The 19,467-nt window shown below is 62.4% G+C and carries 18 protein-coding genes; 5 read left to right on the top strand and 13 right to left on the bottom strand.

Features of this window, described 5'->3' with window-relative positions:
- Positions 1-29 precede the first annotated feature (29 nt).
- On the top strand, positions 30-1,616 hold the full coding sequence (locus tag ABI796_RS02535) for an APC family permease (protein ID WP_141284527.1): 1,587 nt from the start codon (positions 30-32) through the stop codon (positions 1,614-1,616).
- On the opposite strand, the gene ABI796_RS02530 is transcribed toward ABI796_RS02535, so the two are convergent.
- A complete protein-coding gene (locus ABI796_RS02530) occupies positions 1,613-2,830 on the bottom strand; it encodes an acyl-CoA dehydrogenase family protein (RefSeq protein ID WP_141284526.1) in 1,218 nt (405 codons plus the stop codon). The two genes, ABI796_RS02535 and ABI796_RS02530, sit on opposite strands and share 4 nt — an antisense overlap.
- 134 nt (positions 2,831-2,964) lie before the next feature.
- Between ABI796_RS02530 and ABI796_RS02525 the strand changes: the two genes are divergently transcribed.
- Both ABI796_RS02525 and ABI796_RS02520 read left to right on the top strand, forming a co-directional pair.
- The gene (locus tag ABI796_RS02525; protein ID WP_141284524.1) at positions 2,965-4,683 is read left to right on the top strand and encodes an AMP-binding protein; all 1,719 of its coding nucleotides are present in this window, start codon (positions 2,965-2,967) and stop codon (positions 4,681-4,683) included.
- 40 nt (positions 4,684-4,723) lie between these two features.
- Positions 4,724-5,233 carry a MarR family winged helix-turn-helix transcriptional regulator gene (locus tag ABI796_RS02520; protein WP_141284522.1) on the top strand — a complete coding sequence of 170 codons (510 nt, stop codon included), beginning with the start codon at positions 4,724-4,726 and terminating at the stop codon, positions 5,231-5,233.
- A gap of 5 nt (positions 5,234-5,238) precedes the next feature.
- On the opposite strand, the gene ABI796_RS02515 is transcribed toward ABI796_RS02520, so the two are convergent.
- Positions 5,239-6,594: an HNH endonuclease signature motif containing protein gene (locus ABI796_RS02515; RefSeq protein WP_141284520.1), complete on the bottom strand. Its 1,356-nt coding sequence runs from the start codon at positions 6,592-6,594 to the stop codon at positions 5,239-5,241.
- A gap of 215 nt (positions 6,595-6,809) precedes the next feature.
- On the opposite strand from ABI796_RS02515, the gene ABI796_RS02510 reads away from it, so the two are divergent.
- The gene (locus ABI796_RS02510) at positions 6,810-7,940 is read left to right on the top strand and encodes an MFS transporter (protein ID WP_281283985.1); all 1,131 of its coding nucleotides are present in this window, start codon (positions 6,810-6,812) and stop codon (positions 7,938-7,940) included.
- 32 nt (positions 7,941-7,972) lie between these two features.
- On the opposite strand, the gene ABI796_RS02505 is transcribed toward ABI796_RS02510, so the two are convergent.
- Positions 7,973-8,863, bottom strand: a complete 891-nt coding sequence (locus ABI796_RS02505; RefSeq protein WP_141284518.1) for a helix-turn-helix transcriptional regulator — start codon at positions 8,861-8,863, stop codon at positions 7,973-7,975.
- Positions 8,864-8,952: 89 nt separating this feature from the next.
- Positions 8,953-9,822 (bottom strand): universal stress protein, encoded by an 870-nt coding sequence (locus ABI796_RS02500; protein ID WP_141284516.1) that lies wholly within the window; start codon positions 9,820-9,822, stop codon positions 8,953-8,955.
- Positions 9,823-9,929: 107 nt separating this feature from the next.
- Between ABI796_RS02500 and ABI796_RS02495 the strand changes: the two genes are divergently transcribed.
- Entirely contained in the window at positions 9,930-10,595 is a 666-nt protein-coding gene (locus tag ABI796_RS02495) for a TenA family protein (RefSeq protein ID WP_141284514.1), read from the top strand.
- Here ABI796_RS02495 and ABI796_RS02490 read toward each other — a convergent pair.
- From ABI796_RS02490 to ABI796_RS02450, 9 genes are all read right to left on the bottom strand, one after another.
- Positions 10,592-11,170 (bottom strand): dihydrofolate reductase family protein, encoded by a 579-nt coding sequence (locus ABI796_RS02490; protein WP_141284512.1) that lies wholly within the window; start codon positions 11,168-11,170, stop codon positions 10,592-10,594. The genes ABI796_RS02495 and ABI796_RS02490 overlap by 4 nt on opposite strands.
- A 338-nt stretch (positions 11,171-11,508) precedes the next feature.
- Positions 11,509-12,288, bottom strand: coding sequence for a hypothetical protein (locus ABI796_RS02485; RefSeq protein WP_246095842.1), 780 nt, complete (start codon positions 12,286-12,288; stop codon positions 11,509-11,511).
- Positions 12,289-12,462: 174 nt separating this feature from the next.
- Complete coding sequence (locus ABI796_RS02480; RefSeq protein WP_141284671.1) at positions 12,463-13,242, bottom strand: enoyl-CoA hydratase; 780 nt, start codon at positions 13,240-13,242, stop codon at positions 12,463-12,465.
- Between the two features lie 45 nt (positions 13,243-13,287).
- A complete protein-coding gene (gene mmsB, locus ABI796_RS02475; protein WP_141284508.1) occupies positions 13,288-14,208 on the bottom strand; it encodes a 3-hydroxyisobutyrate dehydrogenase in 921 nt (306 codons plus the stop codon).
- A gap of 11 nt (positions 14,209-14,219) precedes the next feature.
- Entirely contained in the window at positions 14,220-15,284 is a 1,065-nt protein-coding gene (locus ABI796_RS02470) for an enoyl-CoA hydratase/isomerase family protein (protein ID WP_141284506.1), read from the bottom strand.
- A complete protein-coding gene (locus ABI796_RS02465) occupies positions 15,284-16,783 on the bottom strand; it encodes a CoA-acylating methylmalonate-semialdehyde dehydrogenase (RefSeq protein ID WP_141284504.1) in 1,500 nt (499 codons plus the stop codon). Before ABI796_RS02465 ends, ABI796_RS02470 begins: the two co-directional genes overlap by 1 nt.
- A 122-nt stretch (positions 16,784-16,905) precedes the next feature.
- Positions 16,906-17,478: a hypothetical protein gene (locus ABI796_RS02460; protein ID WP_246095841.1), complete on the bottom strand. Its 573-nt coding sequence runs from the start codon at positions 17,476-17,478 to the stop codon at positions 16,906-16,908.
- A gap of 43 nt (positions 17,479-17,521) precedes the next feature.
- On the bottom strand, positions 17,522-18,931 hold the full coding sequence (locus ABI796_RS02455) for a cryptochrome/photolyase family protein (RefSeq protein WP_141284502.1): 1,410 nt from the start codon (positions 18,929-18,931) through the stop codon (positions 17,522-17,524).
- Between the two features lie 92 nt (positions 18,932-19,023).
- Positions 19,024-19,362, bottom strand: a complete 339-nt coding sequence (locus tag ABI796_RS02450) for a hypothetical protein (RefSeq protein ID WP_141284500.1) — start codon at positions 19,360-19,362, stop codon at positions 19,024-19,026.
- Positions 19,363-19,467: the final 105 nt, after the last annotated feature.

Raw genomic sequence — 19,467 nt, 5'->3', positions numbered from 1 at the left:
ATTCATGCATGTCTGAATTAGGAGTTCGAATGTTAGAACCCAGTAAATCAGGACCCCGCAAGAGCGATGCAAGCGGCATGGACGAGTTTGGCTATGCCCAAACCCTGGACCGCAGCATCGGTAAGTTTGCCAGCTTCGCCGCCGGCGTCAGTTACATCTCCATCCTCACCGGCGTTTTTCAACTGTTTTACTTCGGATTTTCGACGGCGGGACCCGCCTATGCGTGGTCGTGGCCCATCGTTTTTGTCGGCCAGCTCATGGTTGCCCTGTGTTTTGCGGAACTGGCCGGCCGCTACCCCGTAGCAGGATCGGTCTATAACTGGGCCAAGAGGCTCTCCACCGGAACGTGGGCCTGGTTGGCTGGCTGGCTGTTGCTGCTCTCCTCCATCATGGCCCTGGGGTCCGTTGCCTTGGCCCTTCAAATCACTTTGCCGCAGATCTGGGACGGCTTCCAGTTGGTGGGCGATGGCACGGGTCCCTATGACTTCGCAGTCAACGGGGTCATCCTGGCGAGCATCATGATCGGCATTTCCACGCTCATCAACGCGTTCGGCGTGAAACTCATGACCATGATCAACAGCGTGGGCGTGTTTGTGGAACTGGTTGCAGCCGTCCTGCTCATAGCCGCGCTGATCTGGCACTCTGTACGCGGCCCGGAGGTCCTCCTGGATACCGCCGGATTCGGTGAAGAACATCCTCTGGGCTTCTTCGGAGTGTTCCTCATTGCCGCCATGGCTTCCGGTTACGTCATGTACGGATTCGATACCGCCAGTTCCCTGGGTGAAGAAACCAAGGACCCCAAGAAGACGGCTCCCAGGGCGATCCTGCGCGCTGTTACGGCTTCCTTCCTCCTGGGAGGGCTGCTCCTCCTGGGCGGAATCCTGGCCGCACCGGATCTTTCCGATCCCAAGCTCGGAGCCGCTGATGGCGGGTTGCAGTACATTGTGCTTTCGGTGCTGGGCGGTCCCTTCGGCAAGGCATTCCTGGCGTGCATCGTGGTGGCTGTTGTGGTGTGCACGCTGGCCGTTCACGCCGCCGCCATCCGGATGATGTTTGCCATGGCAAGGGATAACAACCTGCCCTTCAGCCGTCAGCTCAGCAAGGTACACCCCACACGGAAAACCCCCACGGTGGCGGCGATCGTGATCGGTGTGGTGGCCGTTATTCCGCTGATCGTCAACATCTCACAGCCGGCCATCTTCACCATCCTCTCCAGCATCAGCATTGTCCTGATCTACCTGTCCTACCTGCTGGTGACCGTTCCCATGCTGCGGCGGAGGTTCCTGAAGAAGTGGCCTCTGAAGGACGATGGATCCGAATCGGGATTCAGCCTCGGCAAATGGGGGCTCCCCGTCAACATCCTGGCCGTGCTGTGGGGCGGTGCCATGACGCTGAACCTGGTGTGGCCGCGGCCGGAAATTTACAACTCAGTGCCGCCGTTCGAGTGGTACCTGCAATGGGGCGGCGTTATCTTTGTGGCCACGGTCATCATCGGCGGAACGCTGCTCTACCGCCTTCGCATCAGGCACCACACCGGAGTCCTGGCAGAGCACGCAGCCCTGGCACCGTCACCGGACCCGGCCCAAGAAGACCCCGCCCAAGTAGTCAGGACCTAGACGAACGCCGATTTCCCTGTCACTGCGCGGGCCACAATCATCGAGTTGATCTCGTAGCTGCCCTCATAGGTGTACAGAATCTCGGCATCACCAAACAGCTTGGCCATCTCGTAGTCCGTGGTGATGCCGTTCCCTCCCAGCAGGGAACGGCCCATCGCCACTGACGATCTGGCCAGGCGGGTGGTGGTGGCTTTGCACATGGCAGCCTGAACCATCTGGAGCTTCCCGGCCTGTTGGATCCGCGCCAACTCAACCATCATGGACAGCGAAGCGTTGGCGTTACCCAAAATATCGGCGAGCTGCTGTTGCACCAGCTGGAATCGGGCCAACTCCTTGCCGAATTGCCGGCGTTCCAAGGAGTAGGAACGGGCAATATCAAAGGCTGCCAACTGAATTCCTGCAGCCTGCCACCCCACCCACGCCCGGGAATCGCGCAAAAGATCGTTGGCGCGGGAGAACTCCGCGGCACCTGGCAGGAGGTTCTCCTCCGGAATGCGGACCTCGTCCAAGACGATGTCCGCATTCTGCATGATGCGAAGGCCGATCTTGTTCGAAATCTTGGTGGCCGTGTACCCGGGGCGGTCGCTCTCCACAATGAAGCCCTTGATGTGCCCGTCGGCTTCGTCCCGGGCCCATACCAGGGCAAAGTCGGCGATCGTCGCCGCACCTATCCAGCGCTTGGCACCGCTGATGACCCATTCGCCGCCGTCGCGTCGCGCCGTCGTCGAAAGTCCTCCGGCGATGTCCGAGCCGTGGTCCGGTTCAGTGAGGGCGAACGCACCGAGCTGGGTAAAAGCCTCCAGCCCGGGCAACCACTTGCGCTTTTGCTCGGGCGAACCGAGCTCGTCAATCATGCCCACGATCAGCTCATTGTGGATTCCCACCAGCGCCGAAAGGGACACATCCGCCCGGGCCACCTCGGTGTACATGAGGCCCTTGAACAGCTTGGAGGAACCGTCCGTTTGCAGCCCACCCAGCCCGTATTTGGCCATGTCTGCCAGCAGCCCGAAGGGGAACTCCTCCCGGTTCCAGTAGTCAATGCTCGCGGCCCGAATACGCGTTTGAAGGAACTCCCTGATCTCGAGATACCTCGCGCGCTCCTCTGCCGGGAGGAGGTCAATAACGTGCATCAGGTCTGCCTCCGGGTAGGGAGGCAGGACGCGTTCTGGTGCCGCACCGCTGGTAACGGTGCCGGCAGCTTTTTCGTCGAGCATTAGACCCCTTCGTCATGTCCCGCATGGGCTCTTCCAAACCCTTGGATGTCCTAGTATATTGCAAGGTGATGTGGATCACTAGGCGGGGTGCTTTGGCGACGACGCCTACGCATACCCAATCCGAGAGGCGGACTATGACAGTCACAGAAGACTTCCGTGCGGCCCGCGACCGGCTGCTGGAATTGCGCGAGGACTACAAACTGGCCCATTCCGAGTTTCAATGGCCCCGCTTTGAAGAGTTCAACTTCGCCCTGGACTGGTTCGACCAAATAGCGGCAGATGAGACCCGAGGCAACCAGCCCGCCCTGGTGATCGTGGAACAGGACGGAAGCTCAACGCGGCGCACGTTCAAGGACCTCTCCCAGCGCTCCTCCCAGCTCGCCAACTGGCTCAGGGAACAAGGCGTCAAACGCGGCCACCACATGATCATCATGCTGGGCAACCAGGTTGAACTGTGGGAACTCATGCTGGCCGGCATCAAACTGGGCATCGTCATGATTCCCACCACCACACTTATGGGCGCCCGCGATCTTCAGGACCGGGTGGAACGCGGAGGTGCAACATGGGTGGCGGTCGGAACTTCCAATATTGGCAAGTTCGCCGACGTCGAGGGCAAATACACACTCATTGAGGTGGGCGCGGAACGCACCAACGCAGACGCGAAACAGTACTCAGATTCCTACGACGCCGGCACGGACTTCACGCCCGACGCCCCCACACGCGCGGACGAGACACTGCTCCTCTACTTCACCTCCGGCACCACCTCGCGCGCCAAACTGGTGGAACACACCCACACCTCGTACCCGGTAGGTCACTTGTCCACCATGTACTGGATCGGCCTGGAACCAGGAGACGTGCACCTCAACGTCGCCTCCCCCGGCTGGGCGAAGCACGCTTGGTCCAACGTCTTCACACCGTGGATCGCCGAAGCCACTGTTTTCATCTACAACTACCAGCGCTTCGACGCCGCCGCCCTCATGGACCAGATGGGCCGGGAAGGGGTCACCAGCTTCTGCGCCCCACCCACCGTTTGGCGCATGCTCATCCAAGCGGACCTCACCCAGCTCACCACCCCGCCACGCAAAGTTGTTTCAGCCGGTGAACCACTCAACGCCGAGGTCATCGGGCAAGTGGAGAAGGCATGGGGAGTCACCATCCGGGATGGCTTCGGCCAAACCGAATCCACAGTGCAGATCGCCAATACGCCCGCCCAACCTGTGAAGATCGGTTCCATGGGCAGGCCGCTGCCCGGGTACGACGTTGTTCTGGTTGACCCGGTCACCGGGAAAGAAGCCGACGACGGCGAGCTCTGCTTACGCTTGGACCCCCGGCCCGTGGGACTTATGAAGAGCTACTTCGGCGACGAGGCCAAGACCGCCGAGGCCTTCCGCGACGGCTACTATCACACCGGTGACATGGCCAGCAGGGACTCCGACGGCGTCATCACCTACGTCGGCCGGGATGACGACGTCTTCAAGTCCTCCGACTACCGGTTGTCGCCTTTCGAACTGGAAAGCGTCCTGATCGAACACCCCGCTGTGGCCGAGGCCGCCGTCGTGCCTTCTCCTGATGCCGTGAAACTGTCAGTTCCCAAAGCGTTCGTTGTTTTGGCTGCCGGCTATGAGGCCGGACCTGCGGTTGCCGAAGACATCCTCAAGTATTGCCGTGAGCATCTGGCACCGTTCAAGCGCATCCGGCGCCTGGAATTCGGAGAACTGCCCAAGACCATATCTGGCAAAATCAGGCGTGTGGAGCTGCGCGGCACCGAGGTTGCCCGGCACGGCGAAGGTCCTCTGCCCTCCGGTTTGGGCGTGGAATACACCGAGGAAGAGTTCCCGAATCTGAAAGAATAGCCACCCGGACATCAGGCCGATCAAGCACACGAGGAGGACCATGGGCACCCCGCTCCCCCGCGACCCCATTGCCGATGCCCAGCGCAACTGGGAACGGCATGGCTGGGGCGATGTCGCTGCGCCCATGGCTGCCATCACCGCGATCATGCGCACCCAGCAGATCCTGCTGGCACGCATCGAAACGGTGCTGAAGCCTTTTGGGCTGACCTTCGCACGTTACGAGTTGCTTGCGCTCCTGAGTTTCGCCCGCAGCGGCGCCCTGCCCATGAATAAAGCCAGCGCGCTCCTGCAGGTCCATCCCACCTCGGTGACCAACGCCGTGGACCGCTTGGAAAAGGCCGCTCTGGTGGCACGATCCCCGCACCCGACTGACGGACGCACCACCCTGATCGAGCTCACAGCAGAGGGACGCACCGTGGCCAAAAAGGCGACGGCGGCGCTCAACTCCGAAGTTTTCGGCAAGTCAGGTTTTGGGCCCGACGACGTCGATCACCTCATCCGCGTTTTGGGCACTTTCCGCAGGGATGCCGGGGACTTCACGGAGGAATAAGCTCCCTACGTTCTGGAGGGGCTGTGTCCTGGTAGGGGTGGGGCTTTGGATTGGTAGGTGTGGCCTGTGGGGGTGGTGATTTCCAGGGTGTGCGCGCCGTGAGCGTCCGCGTGTGATTTCCCATGGAGCGTCGTGACCGCCCAGCCGGGGTGTTCTTTGGTGTGGTTGCACGCTTCGCACAGCCCTGCCCCGTTTGAAGGGTTCGTTTTCCCGCCGGAATGCCACGGAACCACATGGTCGATGTGCCGGATGGGCGCGTCGCAATACGGGGTGCGGCACGTCGCATCCCTGGTCTCGATGAACCGCCTCAACCGGCCCGTGAAAAGCCGGGCCTTCGAATCCGTAGCAAGCAACTCACCCGTACCCGGCGCCGTGTACAGCCGACGAAGCCACACGGTGAGCTCCGCATCCGGCGTTGCCGGCTCCGCAACAACAGTTCTCCCCCACTCGGCCGGGACGATCCCGTACCCCTTCAACCGCGCCGGTTCGCTGTCTCCCTGAAACAGGGTCCGGTCGGTCATGACAAGGTCCAGGTTGATCCCCGAAAACCCGGCCGGTGTCCCGGTGACGCGTTCAACGAGGGTGTCGGCCATGACCTGGCCGCGTGTCGGGACAACCCCGCCAGTGGTTGCATCCCCGCCGGAGCCTGCGTCACCGCTGGAACGGGCCGAATCAGCGGCCCGGGTCAACGCGGCATAAACCGCCACCCCTTGGGCGACCGGCAACAGCGCCGTCAAATACGTCATGGTATCCGGCGCCGGACGCAGACTCACCGTCCGCTCCGCGGCAGCACGGGCCGCACGACCCGCCACCGAGCGCGGATCACGCCGATACGCAGCAGCCTTCACCGCCGCAACAATGGCCCTGTCGCCCTTGCCATCAAAGGTTCCGGTATCCGCAGCCAACTCCTCGTCCACCGCAGTCCGGTCCTCAACAGACAAGCACGCAGTTTCCTTCACGAGCAGGGTGGCCCGCCATTCATTCAAGAGCCCGGCCCGCAAGGCCGCCAACGTATGTGGCATCTCCGCAACAAGAGCTTTGGCAAACCCAAGCAACCTCGAGCCACGGTTCGGGGACTCCCGACGCGCCAACGCCACCTGAGCCCCCACCCCCTGGCCGCGTTCTGACGCGGGAACTCCGGCTTCGGCCTGCTCGGCGCGCTGGGCAAGATCAAAAGCCACCGCAACCCGCGCCTGCAAAGCGGTGATCGCCGACTTCATCTCCTCCAGCACCCGCAACTGCTCGATCAAATCACTGCTGACGGTGCTGGACTGAGCCGCGAGCTGAAGGGTCGCAGGGGAGACAGGAACAAGGGCATCGGATAGCGCCGTACCCACTCGACTTTCCCCAATCCGCTCCATGACCTAACCATGTCAGCAGGCACCGACAATATAACGTCGTTGATCGCCCGGGCGCCCCAGTTGGGGCAGCGCACCGAAGGAGTCCCTCAGAGGACCTCCCTTAAGCGGGACTCCCTAACACTCCGAGGACCTGATGTTCTGAAGTCATGACCTCCACGATTTCCACAACCAAGACCCGGCGTTTGCCACTAGTGACGTAGGTTCTAGCCGCGGGGGTGTTCCTCATGGGAACCACCGAATTCATCGTGGCGGGGATTTTGCCTGAGATTGCGGGCGATCTTGAGGTGTCCGTGGCAAGTGCCGGCCTCATGATTACGGTCGTCGCGGTGGGCATGATCGTGGGCACCCCCACCATGTCCATCCTGACGCTGAAGCTGCCGCGGCGACTGACGCTGAGCCTCGCACTGGTGGTCTTTGCGGCTGGTCACGTCGTCGTGGCGCTCACTTCTGACTTCACCCTCATTCTTGGCGCACGTTTCCTCACGGCTTTGGCGACGGGCGCTTTTTGGGCGGTAGCCGCCGTCGTGGGTGCCAAAGCCGCAGGTGCAGCCTCAGCGTCGCGGGCGCTGGGCGTGGTGTTGGGCGGTGGCATGCTCGCAAATGTTGTTGGTGTGCCGCTGGGTGCGTTTGCCGGACAGGTGATCGGTTGGCGTGGCCCCTTCTGGGCTTTGGCTGTTCTGGCGCTGGCGGGGGCTGTTGTGGTGTACCGGCTAGTCCCGGTGGGGCCGGAATCCGGGCCCACCCCGTCCGTGCGCGCTGAGCTTGCCAGCATGCGTGATATGAGGGTTTGGCTTGTCCTGGCTGGCTGCGCGATCGTGTGCGGATCATCCTTGGCTGCTTACAGCTTCATCTCACCGCTACTCACTGAGAACACGGGAATGGCCGCTTCCGTGGTGCCGTTGGTTCTGGTGGCGTACGGTGTGGGCGCCTTCATTGGCTCCAATCTGGGCGGTCATTTCGGCTCTCACCACCCCTATCCAGCGCTGTTCGTCTCGGCGGGAATAACCTTCCTGGTACTGGGCGCTCTTTCCCTCTTCTCCCACTACGCCGTGGTGACTGTGGTCCTGATCTTCCTGCTGGGGCTGTTCGGCATGGCAACCAACCCGATTCTGATCGGCAAAGCCGTAGGTTACGCGGGGCACGCACCCACCTTGGCCTCGGCTCTCAGCACCTCAGCGTTCAACCTCGGCACGGCCGTGGGATCGTGGATTGCCGGTTACGCCTTGGAGTCCGCACTTGGAGCCACGGGTCCCGTGCTGGTGGGGGCAAGTATCGCCGCGCTCTACTTCCTACCTCTCACACTCTTGATGCTCAAGGATGGGAAGCAAGCCAGCCTCGCTGAGTAGCGGCAGCGCCGCCGTCGTGAGCTGTCCGGCGGTCAGCCGTCCGTTCGCGTCTTTTCCGACGCCGGCTGAACACCGTATTCGCTGGCCGCCCAGGAGGCCAACAGTTGAAGGCGCTCGGCCGACGGCGAACCGGGTTCCGCCGCGTAGATGGTCAGAGTCAATCCAGGTTCTGCGGCCATTTCCAAGCCTTCGAAGGCGAGAGTCATCTCGCCCACCACCGGGTGATTGAACGTCTTGAAACCCGTGCCGTGGTGCCGGACGTTATGTGCGCCCCAGCGAGTGCGGAATTCCTCGCTGCGGGTGCTGAGTTCGCCAATGAGATCGTGCAGTTCCTTGTTGTGCGGGTCGCGTCCGGCCTCCGTGCGAAGAATGGAAACAGTGACCTCCGCAAAAGCGTCCCAGTCCGGGTAGAACTCATACGCGCGTTGGTCCAGGAACGTGAATCTGGCGATGTTGGGCGCTTGGCCCGGCATGTCATAGCAGTCCATATAGAACGCCCTCGCCAAGGGGTTCACGGCCAGCAGATCCATCCGGCCGTTCCGGACAAACGCGGGTCCGGCCGTGACAGCGTCCAGCGCCCACTGCAGGCTCTGGTGGGGAACATAGGATTTCGAGTTCCGGCGCCGCGGTGGTCTGGCAATTGGACTGGCGGCGTGCGCGAGATCGAACAAGTGGGCGCGCTCAGCGTCATCCAGGTTCAGCGCGCGGGCAATGCTCTCAAGGACTTGCGGGGAGGCGCCACTGATGGCGCCGCGTTCCAGTCGCGTGTAGTACTCAACGCTCAACCCGGCAAGAGTGGCCACTTCGCTTCGGCGCAGCCCCTTGACCCGCCGGTTGGATCCCGTAGGCAGCCCCACTTGCTCAGGGGCCACATGGGCACGACGGGAGATCAGAAATTCGCGTACTTCCGCCCGATTATCCATGCCCTCCACCATAGATCCGGTTCATTGCCGGAGGGAGTCCCTGTGAGGGCCTCCGAAAGGATAGTCCCGTCCTCTCGCGGAAAGCCCGCCTACATGACCTTGGATGTGGCCGTGCGACGGGAAACCAACACAGGACTGTGCGCATGGTGGAGCACAGCATGTGCCGTGGAGCCTATGGTGCCCTTTATCAGTCCATGTCCCTTGGTTCCCACCACCGTGATGCGTGCCGCTTGTGAAGCCTTGACTACGGCACGGGAGAACGAAGCATCCACCAGCAGCTCTCCGCTCACCGTGATCCCGGGGGCTTTGTGGCGGGCCCGGCTCAGCACTGCATCAAGCATCGCTTCAGCGTCCGGATATGATTCCACCGGCTCGCGCAAACGCCGGTAGCCTTCGGGTTCGTGCAGGACATGAACGATCCTGAGCTCGGCACCCGTTGCGGCTGCGAAAAGGCAAGCATCGTCAAGGGCTGCCGGTGATCCCGAGTCATCAACGGCCAGCAGCACTGGACCCTCCGGGTGGTCATCGGCCCGAATCACTGCCACCGGGCATTCTGCTGTTGCTGCCATCTCCAAACTCACGGACCCCACCAGCAAGCCCATGAATCCGCCAAGACCCCGGCTTCCCAGCACCAACATCTGGGCACCGGCCGAAACGTGGGCCAGATGGTCGCGGGGCATTCCGTGGAGCAAGGTACTGTGGACTTCAAGGTCGGGGACGGTCTCCTTGGCGAGTACCACCCCCTCTTCGAGGACTTTTTGGGCGGCCCGTTCCAAGCCGCTGTCAGCAACTCCAGGAACGGGGCCCCTGTTGTGGGACAACAGGACCCACAAGGAACAATGCACAACGTGGAGGGAACAGTTCCGCAGGATCGCGTGCTTTGCGGCCCATTGGACGGCGCGGTGTGCTTCTTCGGATCCGTCAAAGCCAACCACGATAGTGTTCGACGCGTTCGTCATGGCCAGAGCCTACGCTGGCGCCGGGACCGGCACCATAGCGTAACGAGCGCCTGCCTGTCGGAGTCCACTGCTAGGCTCCGAATGCTGACACCTCAGGAGGAAACACCGTGGGCTTTGCCAATGAACTCAGGAACCAGTACGCCGAGGACTGGGATGCCGCCGTCAACCATTCGTTCGTTGACCAACTGCTGGATGGTTCTCTCTCCGATGAGAACCTGCGCCGCTACCTCGTGCAGGATTACCAGTTCTGCGATGCCTTCACAGCCCTGCTGGGCCAAGCGGTGGCATCGGCACCTTCGCTGCCTTCGCGTCTGGTGTTTGCCGGGGTTCTGGGGGCCTTCGCTTCGGACGAGAATACCTACTTCCAGGACTGCTTCAACGAACTCGACGTTCCCGAGGCGGATCGAACAGCGCCCGCGCTGGGATCCGCCACCCGGGACTTCGATAACCTGATGCGCAGCGCCCTCGCCACCCGGTCCTACCCGGAGGTCCTGGCCGTGCTGTTGGTTGCCGAGTGGCTCTACGGAGACTGGGCTGCCCGCGCCGGCGACCCCACACAATGGCCCGTCCACGCGAAGCACGCCGAATGGATCCGCCTCCACAACAACCCCGAATACAACGCGTGGGTGACGTGGCTACGCGACGAATTCGACGCCGTCGAGCCTGTTGACGGTGCGGAACGACAGGGCGTTGCGGCGACCTTCGCGGAGGCCGTGCGGCTGGAGCGCGCGTTCTTTGACGCTGCGCTGGTGCCCGCGGACGCTTCGGTTTAGGGCCGTTTCCGGACTGAGTAGCTCAGCTCCACAAGGCCTTGGTCGTAGCTTTTCACGTCCTCAAGCTTCAACAGGGCAGGGTCATGTCCCGCCGGAAACACGCCCCTGCCTGAGCCCTGGCCCACCGGCATCACTACCAGCCGCACGGCATCCACTTCTCCGGCGGCGAAGAACGTCTGGCCGAGGGACAGGCTGCCCCACAGCACGATGTCTTTGGTGGACTCGCGCTTGATGCGACGGATCGCCTGAATCGCGTCGCCGGATTCAACGGTCGACGGCGGGAAGTCACCCCAGGGGGCCTCCTCTAGGTGGCGTGAAAAAACGTGACGTCGAAGGCCGTTGAGTGCAGGAGCAATGATCTCGCCGTCGGATGCAGGCGTGGGCCAAAATTCAACGAAATAGCTGTAGGTGTTGGCGCCCAAAACCATGGCTTCAACACTGCCGAGCCACTCAAGCTGGGCACGGTCAAACTCGGCCGTACCCCCTTCCAAGAGTTCGTAGGCCTTGAACTCGTTATTGGTGTCGGCGGCGTATCCGTCGGCAGTAACAAAATCCTGGACGATCAGCTGTCCCATGGGCTACTCCTCGATCCGGTGATGGCCCGCAGGATCCTACGCCGCGAAGAATGAGCCCACAAGCCCTTCCCGGGCTTCCTCCTCGGGGGTATCCCGGCAACTTTCGGGCGTGGTCGGTACGTCCGTACAGTGCAGGTCCAACCAGTGCCAAATATCCGGGCAGTCATCGTTATCGCAGAATTGCGCAGCCATTGATTTCCTCATCGTCGCGTTACGGGCCTTCTAGTTACGCGGACTAGCGGTTGCGGGTTGTTCATTAGCTAAGTGGTGACTGGTCGAAAACGTGACGCGAAAAACCCCACGTGTCTGACTGGACGAAACTGGTACGCACCAGCTGGTCATTTGGCGGACCCGAACCTCATCGAGTCGAAGACGGCGTGTGCCTCTCTCATCAGCTCCGGATTGATTGATGCGTCGATATAGCCCACCGCGACGAAAGCCCGCTTGCCGTTCAGGTCGACCACCCGGTAAGTCTCGTGTTCATTCTGAGTTGAGTACAAGCGTGAGCAGCCCTGAGTATGTCGAGCATGGATGCATAACTGGCCGCCGTCGCAGGCGTTGACGTCCACGTCGCCCTCGACGGAGTGGTGGAACTCGAAGCCGGGGTAATCGCCCACCATGACCTTGACGGGAGGAGTGCTTGCCGTTGACGATTGCGCCGCCATAGCCCTGATGAAGGCCCAGTCCGCAGGACCGACATCGGCAAGGGCGCCTCTCCAGTTGCATGCGTCCTTCGACACATAGTCCGGGGATCCAAGAGTCAGGTAGACGGCCCATTCAGCCGGGTGGGCCGGGTCATCCTTGGCCAGGCTATTGCCGTCGAGCGCAAACCAGCCGCCTGGGACGGTGATCTCGAAAGGCTCCTTGTGGCCGGCGACGGGGACCAGGTATGTGCCGGCGTCGATATCGCCACTCTCGGGCAGCGATGAGACCGTGCGGCTGTCGCGACTCTCCGGCAGCGTTGGGACCGTGTGAGCCTCCGAAACCGGAGAACTGGCGGGCGGGAGGGGAACGTCGTTGGATTCATACTCGCACCCTCCGAGACATCCAATCAGTGCGATAGTCACCAAGGGCCAGAGATGGCGCGAACGCTGAGCGGCCAGTTCGAGGGGTCTCATGGAGCTCATCGATCCACCAAGCCGCTACAGGGTGCTGCGAGGCCCCGCAGCCGGGTGGCTCCGCAGCCGGCACGAGATGGGATGCCGTCACCTCAAGTCTCCTCCCGGCACGGAGCCCGTGACAATGAAGTATTGAGACCGCTGCCGTAGACACCAGTGCTGCAATACCGAAAGCTACCTGTGTTTGAACTCCGGCTGGCGCTTCTCGCTGAACGCGGCCATGCCTTCCTTCTGGTCCTCGGTGGCAAAGAGCGAGTGGAACACCCTGCGCTCAAACAGCACACCCTGTGACAGGCCCATCTCGAAGGCTGCGTTCACGACCTCCTTGGCCACCATCGCGGCGGGTTTGGATTTGGAGGCAATGACTTCGGCGGCCTTGAGAGCTTCCTCGATCACCTCGGCCGCAGGAACAACGCGGGACACCAGGCCGGAGCGTTCGGCCTCTTCGGCATCCATGAACCGGCCTGTCAGGACCATGTCCATGGCTTTCGCTTTGCCCACGGCCCGGGTGAGCCGCTGGGAGCCGCCCATACCGGGGATCACTCCCAGGTTGATCTCGGGCTGGCCAAACTTGGCGTTGTCCCCCGCAATGATGAAGTCCGCCATCATGGCCAGCTCGCAGCCACCTCCCAAGGCGAAACCAGACACAGCAGCCACAACAGGGATGCGCAGGCGGGTAAGGTCCTCCCAACGCCGGAACCAGTCCGCCGCGTACATGTCCATGTAGCTGTTGGAGGACATTTCCTTGATGTCAGCGCCGGCAGCAAACGCCTTGGCCGATCCCGTGATCACCACGGCTCCAACGTCCGGGTCAGTGTCCATCGCGGTCACAGCGTCCACGAGCTCGTTCATGAGTGCAGTGTTCAAGGCATTCAGCGCCTCCGGCCGGTTCAGTGTCACCAAACCAACCCGTCCCCGACGCTCCACCACAATGTTCTGGTACTGCTCCGTCATGCTCTCCCTCTCCGCAACGCTGGTCATAAGTTCAGTTCAAACCTCTCACACGGACTTATCGCGGATCTCCGTGATGATCCCCGAGAAGTCCCTTCCGGCCCCGTCCCCGGCGGCAAAGGCGTCGTAGATGCGCGAAGCCAGGGGACCCATTTCCGCAGCGACCCCCGTGCTTTCCAGCGCGTTCAGGGCCAGACGCAGATCCTTGGCCATCAACGCACCGGCAAAGCCCGGCAGATAGTCGCGGTTGGCGGGGCTGGTGGGCACCGGCCCCGGAACAGGACAATTAGTGGTCAGAGCCCAGCACTGACCCGACGCGTTGGAGGCAACGTCGAACAAGGCCTGGTGCGTGAGCCCAAGCTTCTCGCCGAGCACGAAAGCCTCGGCAACGGCAATCATGGACACACCCAGGATCATGTTGTTGCAAACCTTGGCGGCTTGCCCTGCGCCGTGATCACCGCAGTGGACGATCCTCTTGCCCATGAGCTCCAGAACGGGCTTCACCGTCTCGAAGTCCTCCGGCAAAGCACCCACCATGAAGGTCAAGGTGCCGGCTTCGGCTCCCACCACGCCACCGGACACGGGAGCGTCCACGGATCGGTGACCCGCCGCCACGGCCAGAGCTGCCGCCTCCCGGGCCTCGTCCACATTGATGGTGGAACAGTCCAGGAACAGCGTGTTCGGCTTCGCGATGGAAAGCAGCCCCGGCCCATCCACGCCTTGGTATGCGTCCAGAACATGCTTGCCGCTGGGCAGCATGGTCAGCACCACGGCCGCTTCCGCTGCAGCTTCGTGTGCCGTGGAAGCCATGGGAATACCGTGAGCCAATGCGGCCTCAACTGCTGCGGGCACGGGATCGTAGCCGATCACATCATGCCCGGCTTTGATCAGGTTGGCCGCCATGGGCCCACCCATATGGCCCAGGCCAAGGAAAGCGATGAGGCCGGTTGCTGCTGCATTCTCTGTCATGATCGTCTCCTCTAGTTCGACTGGACTGGAGCGGCTGAAAGTCCCAGCTCCCGCTCGCCGAGCGGCGCAAAGTAGCCCTCGACGTCGGACTCCCGGACTTCGGCGAGACTTGGCGGCTTCCATTGCGGGTTGCGGTCCTTGTCCACCACTTGCGCGCGGATGCCCTCCCGGAAATCGGGCCCGGCCAGGCATCGCAGGCCCACGCGGTATTCCTGGTCCAGCGCTTCCTCCAAGGAGAGCCCGCGGACGCGTCGCAACGATTCCAACGTGACCTTGACCGACGTCGGTGATTTGGCCTCGATGGTGTCGGCAGCAGCAGCTGCCTCGTCGCCCAAGGTGCGAAGGCTCCGGACGATCTCCTCCGCGTCCTCCCGCGCATACGCGGCATCGATCCACTCGAGTTGCGCCGCCAGGGCCGAGTCCGGTGCGGCTTGGGCGAAGCGCCCGACGGCGGCCTCCGCCGTCGAGCTTTCCAGCGCTTCCGCCAGTGCGGGCAGGCTTTGGGACGGAACGAAGTGGTCCGCGAGCCCCAGGAACAAGGCGTCCGCGCCGGACAGGTGAGCCCCGGTCAGGGCTGCGTGCGTGCCCGCCTCCCCGGGTGAGCGTGAAAGCAGAAGGGTGCCGCCGACGTCGGGGACGAATCCAATGGTGGTTTCCGGCATGCCGGTACGCGTCCGCTCGGTGACCACGCGAACGGAGCCGTGCGCCGAAACGCCCACACCGCCTCCGAGGACAAGTCCATCCATGAACGCCACGTACGGTTTGGGGTAGTGGGAGATCAGCGCGTTGAGCCGGTATTCGTCAGCCCAGAACTCCGCGGTCTCCGTGCCGCCGTGCAGCATGTCCTTATAAATGGCCACAATGTCACCGCCGGCGCATAGCCCGCGGTCGCCGGCACCGCGCAGCACAACGGTGGCAACGGCGTCGTCGTCAGCCCAGGCTGAGAGCTGTCCCAGCATGGCTTGGACCATCCCGTGATTCAGCGCATTGACTGCTTTCGGACGGTTGAGGGTCACGATGCCAAGGTGGCCGCGACGCTCAAACAGGACTTCTTCTTCTACGCCTTCAGCCCCCATCAGCTGCCTGCCGGCATGATGAAGCTGGCGCCCTGGCGAATGCCCGAGGGCCACCGCGACGTCACGGTCTTGGTCTTGGTGTAGAAGCGGAAGGCATCGGCACCATGCTGGTTGAGGTCCCCGAAGCCGGACGCCTTCCACCCGCCAAACGTGTAGTACGCGATCGGCACGGGGATGGGAACGTTGATGCCCACCATGCCCACCTCCACGCGGCTGGCAAAGTCGCGGGCGGAGTCGCCGTCGCGGGTGAAAATTGCGACGCCGTTGCCGAACTCGTGCTCGCTGCAGAGCCTGAGCGCTTCATCATAGTCAGCCGCGCGCAGCACGCTAAGGACCGGCCCGAAGATCTCTTCCTTATAGATCTTCATGTCCTTGGTGACGTTGTCGAAGAGGGTGGGCCCAACCCAGAAGCCGCCGTCATAACCGTCCACGGTGAGGCCGCGGCCATCGGTAACCAACGTTGCGCCTTCGTCCACGCCGGACTGGATGTAGCCCTCAATCCGCTCCTTGGCCGAAGCTGCCACCACCGGGCCAAAATCCGAGTCCTTGTCCATGCTGTGGCCCACTTTGAGGTCCTTGACGCGTTCGGTCAGCTTGGCCACCAGCGCGTCAGCGGTTTCCTGACCCACGGGCACGGCAACGGAGATCGCCATGCAGCGTTCACCGGCGGAACCATACCCGGCACCGATGAGGGCGTCGGCTGCCATGTCAAGATCGGCGTCGGGCATGATCACCATGTGGTTCTTCGCCCCGCCGAAGCACTGCGCGCGTTTGCCGTGGGCAGCCGCGGTGGCGTAAATGTACTGGGCAATGGGCGTAGAGCCCACAAAGCCGATGGCCTTCACCCGCGGATCCTCAAGCAACGCATCCACGGCTTCCTTGTCCCCATTGATGACGTTGAAGACGCCATTGGGTACGCCGGCCTCGCTGTACAGCTCGGCCAGGCGCAGCGGAACGGAGGGGTCCCGTTCCGAGGGCTTAAGGATGAACGCGTTGCCGGCTGCGAGCGCCGGACCGGACTTCCACAGCGGGATCATGGCCGGGAAGTTGAAGGGTGTGATTCCTGCGACGACGCCCAGCGGCTGGCGGAGCGAGTGGACGTCAATTCCTTGGCCTGCGTTGTCCGAGAATTCGCCTTTGAGCAGGTGCGGCGCCCCGGCGGAGAATTCCACCACCTCTATTCCGCGCTGGATATCGCCTTTGGCGTCCGCGAAGGTCTTGCCGTGTTCGGAGGACAGGAGTTTGGCGAGTTCGTCCATGTTTTCGTTGACCAGATCCACGAACTTGAGCAGGATGCGGCCGCGGCGCTGCGGGTTCATGGCCGCCCATTCGAGCTGGCCTTTCTCGGCGTTTGCGACGGCGTTGCGAACCTCATCCGCGCTGGCCAGCGGAAGCCGCGCCTGGACTTCGCCCGTGCAGGGATCGTAGACATCACTGAACCGGCCGGACGTGCCGTCCATCCTCTGGCCGTCTACGTAGTGGGAAAGCTCGCGCACCATGGTGAAATGCTCCTTTGCATCGGTGAATGACTGCCGTGCCGCCGGGTGCTGTGACCGTTGCGGAACACGTGACCAACTGTGATCCAGGTCATCTCTGAATCCGAATATACTCGGACTTCCTACTAATTTCCAGAGTGGTGTTTTTCCGCCCCATAGCCTCCGCCGGGAACGTCCGTCCGGGCGGGCCAGTGGCCTGTGACCTTGTGGAAATCGATGGCCCGCAGGAGCGGCGTCATGTCATAGGCCCTGATATTCAGGCTGAGCTTGGCGCCGTCCACCGACTTCACCGTCAAGTACGGCTGCCCCTTCATGGTCTGGAAACTGTAGTGGGTGATGTCGCTGTAGGGCACAAGGTGCTCTTTGCCGAACACACTCCGGAAGGCCACCTCAAAATCGCGTGGTGCCACGTAAAAGTTGCGATACATGAGCACGAAAGCCAGGCCGCCCAGGAAGATGGCGACCGCAGCGATTCGGGCGCCCACAGGGGAACGATCATAGCTGAACGAGACCAGGCTCATGAGAAGACCCACGCTCAGGAAAAGCCAGCCCACCATCGGAACAATCTTGGGCATGCGGACCTGCTCCGGGTACTCCTTGGACCTGTTGGGGTGCTTCCGCGCCCACCAGGCAATGGCGGCGATGAACATGGCCACAAACACCATGATGAGGACCTTGAGGATGGATTCCGTTGACATGGACCCAGCCTATAGTCGGCCCCGGCAGACTCTTGGGAAGCCCTCAGTGGACCTCTCTCATCTCCTTGTACGCCTCCAGCGCCTCCGCCCGGGTGGTCTTCAAGTCCACAATCTCCTCGGCGTACTCCGGTGTCCCGAACTCCGGAATCCAGTGGGCAATGTATTTCCCCTGAGGATCGAACTTCACCCGCTGGGCCTCGGGGTTGAAGATCCTGAAGAACGGCGACGCATCCGCCCCGGAACCTGCCACCCACTGCCAGTTGGCGGGGTTCGATGCAGGATCGGCATCCACCAAGGTGTCCCAGAACCACTGCTCCCCCAGCTGCCAGTGGATGCCGAGGTTCTTCACCAGGAAACTGGCCGCAACCATGCGGACGCGGTTGTGCATCCATCCTGTATGCCAGAGTTGCCGCTGCCCGGCATCCACCATGGGGAAACCGGTACGCCCTTGCTGCCAGGCCCGGAACTCCTCCGGAGCGGATTCATGGCCCGGATGCTTGCCGTTGCCGCTACTGTCACTGCCGGTGTTCCTACTACCCGGCCACGCCCACGGGAATCGATCAAACTCAGGGCGAAGGTTTGCCGTTGCAAGGTCCGGGTTGTGGAAATACTGATGCCAGCAGAATTCGCGCCAGCCCAACTCGGAAGCGTAAATCGAGGCACTTTCGGACCGTTTGGAACCCAAAGCGTGCCACACCTCAAATGGACTGAGCTCACCCCACCGCAGGTACGGTGAGAGGCAGCTGCTCCCATCCGTGTCCGGCCGGTTGCGGCCCTCGCTGTAGTTGGACAGGCCGTTCGCTACGAACCTGGCGAGCCTCTTGTGCCCGGCCTCAGCGCCCGGGGTCCACATCTCTGCCAGTCCCCCGGACCAGTCCGGCTTTGTGGGCAGCAGGTGCCACGATTCCAGTTGGTCATACGCAGGCAGCTTTCCCGAAAAACCGTGGCCCGCCTCGGGCACTGCCAGCGGTTCACGGAAGTCCTGGGCAGAAATTGTCCGCCAGAAAGGGGTGAATACCTTGTATTGTCCGCCCGTTTTGGTGGTCACTTCCCACGGCTCATGGAGCAGAGAAGCCTGAAAACTCGAAACATGAAGTCCGGCCTCGCCCGCCCAAGCCTTGATGCCGGCGTCGACCGTCCGCTCAGCGGAACCGTACCGCCGGTTCCAATACAGCCCGCCGGCGCCAATCGCCGTCGTAGTCTTCTGAACGACGTCAGCTGCCGGCCCCCGGCGGAGGAGCAACGGGACACCGAGTTTGTCCAGGTCCTCACGGAGGCGGGTCAGCGAATGGTGGAGCCACCACCGCGCGGCGCCGCCATGAGGGCGGATGCCTGGCGATTCTTCGTCCAGGACGTACAGGGCTACGGCAGCGCCGTCGTCGACGGCGGCACGCAAGGCCGGGTTATCGGCCACCCGCAGATCATCCCGGAACCATACGATGGACGGCTTCATGAGTACCTTTCAGCGAGAACTTCCGAAAAACAGGAACAGCCCATGCCCCCTAAGAATCCTAGGGGCATGGGCTGTGAGCTCGCTGGTATGGATCAGGCGATGGAAGCCACGGCCTGCTGGCGGATCTCAGCAACCGGGAGGTCGGTAGCTGTTTCGCTCCACATGGGAACACTGTTCACCACGTAGTCCCTGGCGGCCGGACCAACCATGCTCATGCCGGCGTAAATTCTCCGGCCATTTTCTTTGATGGGCTTGTGGCCCTCGAGCTCAAGGGCAGTCTTGAAAGCGGAGTCGGGAATGGGGATTTTGCGTCCAAGAACGCACCAGCTGATGTACAGGCCATAGAAAGTGTCAAAGTCCAAGCCGTTCTCAGTGTCGTCCTCAAACACCACACAGTCTCGAATAAAGCTGCCAATTTGGGTGTCGGTCATTACGGGGCCTCCGGCGTCGGAAGAATATTGGGGCCGCCGGGCTGCATCAGCGAATGTCCTGTTCCCTCACTATAGACCTGTTCCGGGTGCTCGGACGAGGAATCG

Origin of the sequence: Paenarthrobacter aurescens (genome assembly GCF_041549525.1) — a bacterium.
Taxonomy (GTDB): domain Bacteria; phylum Actinomycetota; class Actinomycetes; order Actinomycetales; family Micrococcaceae; genus Arthrobacter; species Arthrobacter aurescens.
This window is presented reverse-complemented; position numbering and strand designations above follow the sequence as displayed.

Excerpts from the sequence above, each read along its gene's own strand:
- ABI796_RS02525 (WP_141284524.1), top strand. The coding sequence starts at position 2,965 with ATGACAGTCACAGAAGACTTCCGTGCGGCCCGCGACCGGCTGCTGGAA.
- ABI796_RS02520 (WP_141284522.1), top strand. The coding sequence starts at position 4,724 with ATGGGCACCCCGCTCCCCCGCGACCCCATTGCCGATGCCCAGCGCAAC.
- ABI796_RS02465 (WP_141284504.1), bottom strand. The coding sequence starts at position 16,783 with ATGGTGCGCGAGCTTTCCCACTACGTAGACGGCCAGAGGATGGACGGC.
- ABI796_RS02450 (WP_141284500.1), bottom strand. The coding sequence starts at position 19,362 with ATGACCGACACCCAAATTGGCAGCTTTATTCGAGACTGTGTGGTGTTT.
- ABI796_RS02490 (WP_141284512.1), bottom strand. The coding sequence starts at position 11,170 with ATGGGACAGCTGATCGTCCAGGATTTTGTTACTGCCGACGGATACGCC.
- ABI796_RS02500 (WP_141284516.1), bottom strand. The coding sequence starts at position 9,822 with ATGACGAACGCGTCGAACACTATCGTGGTTGGCTTTGACGGATCCGAA.
- ABI796_RS02505 (WP_141284518.1), bottom strand. The coding sequence starts at position 8,863 with ATGGATAATCGGGCGGAAGTACGCGAATTTCTGATCTCCCGTCGTGCC.
- ABI796_RS02480 (WP_141284671.1), bottom strand. The coding sequence starts at position 13,242 with ATGACGGAGCAGTACCAGAACATTGTGGTGGAGCGTCGGGGACGGGTT.
- ABI796_RS02470 (WP_141284506.1), bottom strand. The coding sequence starts at position 15,284 with ATGGGGGCTGAAGGCGTAGAAGAAGAAGTCCTGTTTGAGCGTCGCGGC.
- ABI796_RS02530 (WP_141284526.1), bottom strand. The coding sequence starts at position 2,830 with ATGCTCGACGAAAAAGCTGCCGGCACCGTTACCAGCGGTGCGGCACCA.
- ABI796_RS02515 (WP_141284520.1), bottom strand. The coding sequence starts at position 6,594 with ATGGAGCGGATTGGGGAAAGTCGAGTGGGTACGGCGCTATCCGATGCC.
- ABI796_RS02535 (WP_141284527.1), top strand. The coding sequence starts at position 30 with ATGTTAGAACCCAGTAAATCAGGACCCCGCAAGAGCGATGCAAGCGGC.
- ABI796_RS02460 (WP_246095841.1), bottom strand. The coding sequence starts at position 17,478 with ATGTCAACGGAATCCATCCTCAAGGTCCTCATCATGGTGTTTGTGGCC.
- ABI796_RS02455 (WP_141284502.1), bottom strand. The coding sequence starts at position 18,931 with ATGAAGCCGTCCATCGTATGGTTCCGGGATGATCTGCGGGTGGCCGAT.
- ABI796_RS02485 (WP_246095842.1), bottom strand. The coding sequence starts at position 12,288 with ATGAGACCCCTCGAACTGGCCGCTCAGCGTTCGCGCCATCTCTGGCCC.
- mmsB (WP_141284508.1), bottom strand. The coding sequence starts at position 14,208 with ATGACAGAGAATGCAGCAGCAACCGGCCTCATCGCTTTCCTTGGCCTG.